This window comes from Iodobacter sp. BJB302, from assembly GCF_002735645.1.
In the GTDB taxonomy this organism is placed as follows: Bacteria; Pseudomonadota; Gammaproteobacteria; order Burkholderiales; family Chitinibacteraceae; genus Iodobacter.
Map to the genome: position 1 here is coordinate 1 of NZ_PDZG01000131.1, position 4,564 is coordinate 4,564.

The window sequence follows — 4,564 nt, forward strand, 5'->3', positions numbered from 1 at the left end:
CGTTTTGATACCTGCTTCGCCAGTTAAATATTGCTGAACGACAGAGAGCTTGAATTGCGTTGAGTACTTGGACATAAAAACACCCCAAAAATATGGACGGGTGTCCAACTTTTGGGGTGCAGTTCAAGATTGCCGGGCTTTTCCTTAATAAGCTTCCTCTTGCCGCACTACAGGCTTAAATTCCGCTCAAAATTTACCAGATCTGCCCCCGGCTTCAGCGTGTAAAGCTGGGCCATGCGACCGCCTGATGGGATTTTTTCTTCGCTGATTTCAAAGATGCCGGATGCCTCGATCCGGCGCATCAGGCTTTTTCTTTGTATGGGTTTTTCAATAATGGCTTCAATCACCGATTTTAACTGGGCAATGGTAAATTGCCCGGGCAGGCAAAATACAGGTGTCATGGAGTACAGCGTTTTTTGCTGCAAGCGCTGCTTTGCCATTTGAATAATCTGCAGATGATCAAAAGCCAGGTTTGTTTTTTCCAGATCATTCACCGCAATCCAGCTGGCTGATTCAACGCTGCTGATTTGGGGGCTGACATCCTGCCATGCCACCAGAGCAAAGTAGGCAAGGGTGACACTAAAGCCGCGCGGGTCCCGGTCTGGCCCTGATATGACTTGTAATTGTTCCAGATAAGCGGGTTTTAAACCTGTTTTGGCTTCCAGCTTACGGCTCGCTGTGGCATCGGTATTGATATCCTGCAGTACGTCAATAAAGCCGCCTGGCAAGGCCCAATCGCCTGTAAATGGTGCTTGGGCGCGTTTTACCAGCAGCACCATCAGCTGCCCGTTTTTTACCGTAAACAGCACGCTGTCAACGGTGAACAATGGATTTGTATATTCTGTACTCATTAAGCAGCCTTGCTTGTGTCTCTGGGACATTATAAAGCATATACCTTAGCTTGTTTTGACGGATCTCTATGCCGCAGTGATTGACATAGTGTCACAGAGACACTAATATGCTTATCACTGCTTCAGTATTTAAAAACATTTTCAGCACAGTCTTTTAACCGGATGCAGTCTTATTGGGTGATCATGATGGAAGGATGTTCTAGTCGTTTTTATTTACCCCGCACAGAAAACATGGGGGCAGAATATAAGCAGTTTCAATTTGGCGCTGGTGAAAATCATTTTCAAATATTATCCCCGGCCAGCCGCCATGCTGAAATTATGTTTCGCTACTCAGGTGATCATTCCATTATTCAGCTGCTTTTATTAACGGATGCTTTAAAGCGGCATGGCGCAGAAGTGATTGACCTTTATATCCCTTATTTCCCCGGTGCACGGCAGGACAGGGTATGTAATCAGGGTGAGGCTCTTTCTGTAAAGGTATATGCGGACATCATTAATCAGCAGAATTTTAATCGGGTATTTATATTTGACCCACATAGTGATGTGACAGCGGCCGTATTAAATAAAGCGCAGATTGTAAAAAATCATCAGCTGATTACGGAGGTGATTGCAGAAATAGCAGAAGAAATTGTATTAATCTCGCCCGATGCAGGGTCAAATAAAAAAATATTTGAATTATCCGTTCAGCTGGGGGGCCTTGAAGTAATCAGGGCAGATAAAGTGCGGGATGTGAGTAATGGCAGGATTATTGATACCGAAGTGTATTGTGATCATCTTGGCGGAAAAACCTGTGTCATTATTGATGATATCTGTGCCGGTGGCCGCACCTTTATGGAATTAGCTAAAAAATTAAAAGCTAAAAACGCTGGCAGAATTATTTTAATTGTTTCACATTATGAAGGCGTGGCAAACGAGGGTGATTTACGCGCTAGTGGTATTGATGCTGTCTTTACGACCAATAGCCTGAAAAATATGATTAGTACTGATTTTATTAACGTAAAAGATATCTGGTCATTTATGCCTATTCAAGGAGAATCAAAATGAACTTAAATCCAGTTACTGCGATTGATGGCTATAAAGTGGACCATCGCAGACAATATCCTGATCAGACTGAAATTGTATTCAGCAACTTAACTGCCAGAACCACACGCAGAAACTATACCGATAAAATGGTGTTTTTTGGTCTGCAGTATTTTATTAAAGACTTTCTGATTAAACGCTGGAATGCTGATTTTTTTCAACAGCCTAAAGAAGCCGTTATCAGCCGTTTTGAGCGCCGTATTAATAATTATCTTGGCCCGAATAATGTGGGCACTCAGCATATTGCAGATTTGCATGATCTGGGCCATCTGCCAATTAAAATCATGGCGCTGCCGGAAGGATCGGTTTACCCGCTGCGTGTGCCTTGCCTCGTGATATTTAACACGGATGAGCGTTTTTTCTGGCTAACTAATTATCTGGAAACGATTCTTTCGACCAATGTCTGGGGAATGTGTACCAGCGCAACAACGGCGCATGAGTATAAAAAAATCCTCACCCGATATGCCTTAGAAACCGATGGCAGTACTGATTTTGTAAACTGGCAAGGCCATGATTTCAGCTTCAGAGGGATGTTTGGTGCAGAGGCCGCAGCAATGAGTGGTGCTGCCCATTTATTAAGTTTCACCGGCACGGATACCATTCCGGCCATTGATTTTCTGGAAGATTATTACCTGGCCGATAGCGATAAGGAATTGGTGGGCGGCAGCGTGGCAGCCACCGAGCATTCGGTGATGTGTGCAGGGGGAATGGAAAATGAATTAGAAACATTCCGCCGCTTAATTGAAGATATTTACCCGGCCGGAATTGTGAGTATTGTTTCTGATTCATGGGATTTCTGGCAGGTGATGACTGATTTCACCGTGCAGCTGAAAGATAAAATTATGGCCCGTAATGGGAAGGTGGTATTCAGGCCTGATACCGGATCACCAGTAAAAATGATTTGTGGTGATGCCACAGCACAGCCAGGCAGCCCTGAATATAAAGGTGCAATTGAATGCCTGTGGGAAGTATTTGGTGGCACTGAAAGCAGTAAGGGCTATAAACAGCTTGATCCGCATGTGGGTTTAATTTATGGCGATTCTATTACCATTGAAATTGCTGAAGCCATTTGTGCAGGTTTAAAAGCCAAAGGCTTTGCTTCGACCAATGTGGTGTTTGGTATTGGCAGCTATACCTATCAGTATGTCACCCGTGACACCGATGGTTTTGCGGTAAAAGCAACGTTTGCAAAAATTGCCGGGGCTAATAAAGAAATATTTAAAGCGCCAAAAACTGGTGATGGTACAAAAAATTCGGCCAAAGGTTTGGTGGCTGTATATAAAAACCAACAGGGCGAGTTTTATTTAAAAGATCAGGCCAGCTGGAGCGATGTTTATAACTGTGAGTTTATCCCCGTATTTGAAAACGGGAAAATCTTGAATGAAGCCAGCCTTGCAGAGATTAGAGCCAGATTAGCTGCAAATTAATGTTAGGATTGTGAGTGTTATAAGATAAAAGGGTGAGCCAGTCTCTCCCTTTTTTTTAAGCGCTGTTATTTCATTGATTCATTACAGGAGAAAGCGATGAATTCGTTTCAACGTTTGCTGTTAGGTGCAATGGTTTTAACTACGTTTCAGGCCGGGGCGGCAGCGCCTATGGTAAAAACTTCGGCACCAGGGTTTTATCGGGTGATGCTGGGTGATTTTGAAATAACGGCTTTATCAGATGGCACCGTTTCTCTGCCGGTGAGCAATATCCTTACAAATACCAGCAAGACTAAAGTTGAAAAAACTTTGGCAAAGTCTTATTTAGCTAGCCCATTAGAAACATCTGTGAATGCCTATTTAATTAATACCGGCGAGAAATTAGTTTTGGTGGATACCGGTGCGGCGGGTTTATTTGGCCCAACGCTGGGGCATTTTGGCGAAAGTTTAAAAGCCGCAGGTTATTCGCCTGAGCAAATTGATGAAGTCTATATCACCCATTTGCATGGCGATCATATGGGCGGGCTGATGGCGGGCGGGGAGCTGGCTTTTCCAAATGCCATATTGCGGCTGGATCAGCGTGATGTGGATTTCTGGCTGAGCCAGGCCAATATGGATGCAGCACCTGCAGACGCCAAAATGTATTTCCAGGGCGCAATGGCTTCGGTGAATCCCTATATCAAAGCGGGAAAGCTGAAGACGTTTAATGGCGATACAGATTTAATTCCCGGGGTTAAAGCCGTGGCAGCGCATGGACATACTGCCGGACATAGCATTTATAAGGTAGAAAGCAAGGGACAAACGCTGGTGCTGTGGGGTGATTTAATGCACGTTGCCGCTGTGCAATTTGCTCAGCCCGGTGTAACGATTCAATACGACAGCGACAGCAAGGCGGCGGCTAAAGAGCGTAAAAAAGCCTATGCAGAAGCGGCTAAGCAGGGCTATTTAATCGGCTCTGCTCACCTTTCTTTTCCTGGGCTTGGGCATTTGCGGGAAGCCGGTAAGGGCTATGAATGGCTGCCGGTGAATTACTCGCCGATGTATGGGAAGTAGTGAGAAGGATTTACGTAAAAAAGCCGAAGCAATGAACTGCACCCCAAAAGTTGGACACCCGTCCATATTTTTGGGGTGTTTTTATGTCCAAGTACTCAACGCAATTCAAGCTCTCTGTCGTTCAGCAATATTTAACTGGCGAAGCAGGTATCAAAA

General features: G+C 44.6%; 4 protein-coding genes. 3 read left to right on the plus strand and 1 reads right to left on the minus strand.

What is annotated here, in order from left to right; genetic code table 11:
* Positions 1 to 167: 167 nt before the first annotated feature.
* A complete protein-coding gene (locus tag CSQ88_RS21855; protein ID WP_218963177.1) occupies positions 168 to 851 on the minus strand; it encodes an NUDIX hydrolase in 684 nt (227 codons plus the stop codon).
* A 183-nt stretch (positions 852 to 1,034) separates the two neighbouring features.
* Here CSQ88_RS21855 and prs point away from each other — a divergent pair, with 183 nt between their 5' ends.
* The 3 genes from prs (at position 1,035) to CSQ88_RS21870 (ending at position 4,408) form a co-directional block, all read left to right on the plus strand.
* Positions 1,035 to 1,895 (plus strand): ribose-phosphate diphosphokinase, encoded by an 861-nt coding sequence (gene prs / locus CSQ88_RS21860; RefSeq protein WP_218963178.1) that lies wholly within the window; start codon positions 1,035 to 1,037, stop codon positions 1,893 to 1,895.
* Entirely contained in the window at positions 1,892 to 3,358 is a 1,467-nt protein-coding gene (locus CSQ88_RS21865) for a nicotinate phosphoribosyltransferase (protein WP_099400176.1), read from the plus strand. The genes prs and CSQ88_RS21865 overlap by 4 nt, the downstream gene beginning before the upstream one ends.
* A 96-nt stretch (positions 3,359 to 3,454) precedes the next feature.
* Entirely contained in the window at positions 3,455 to 4,408 is a 954-nt protein-coding gene (locus tag CSQ88_RS21870) for an MBL fold metallo-hydrolase (RefSeq protein ID WP_099400177.1), read from the plus strand.
* Positions 4,409 to 4,564: the final 156 nt, after the last annotated feature.

What these genes read in the sequence shown, in the direction of transcription:
- CSQ88_RS21855 (WP_218963177.1), bottom strand. Translation starts at nt 851, where the DNA reads ATGAGTACAGAATATACAAATCCATTGTTCACCGTTGACAGCGTGCTG.
- prs (WP_218963178.1), top strand. Translation starts at nt 1,035, where the DNA reads ATGATGGAAGGATGTTCTAGTCGTTTTTATTTACCCCGCACAGAAAAC.
- CSQ88_RS21865 (WP_099400176.1), top strand. Translation starts at nt 1,892, where the DNA reads ATGAACTTAAATCCAGTTACTGCGATTGATGGCTATAAAGTGGACCAT.
- CSQ88_RS21870 (WP_099400177.1), top strand. Translation starts at nt 3,455, where the DNA reads ATGAATTCGTTTCAACGTTTGCTGTTAGGTGCAATGGTTTTAACTACG.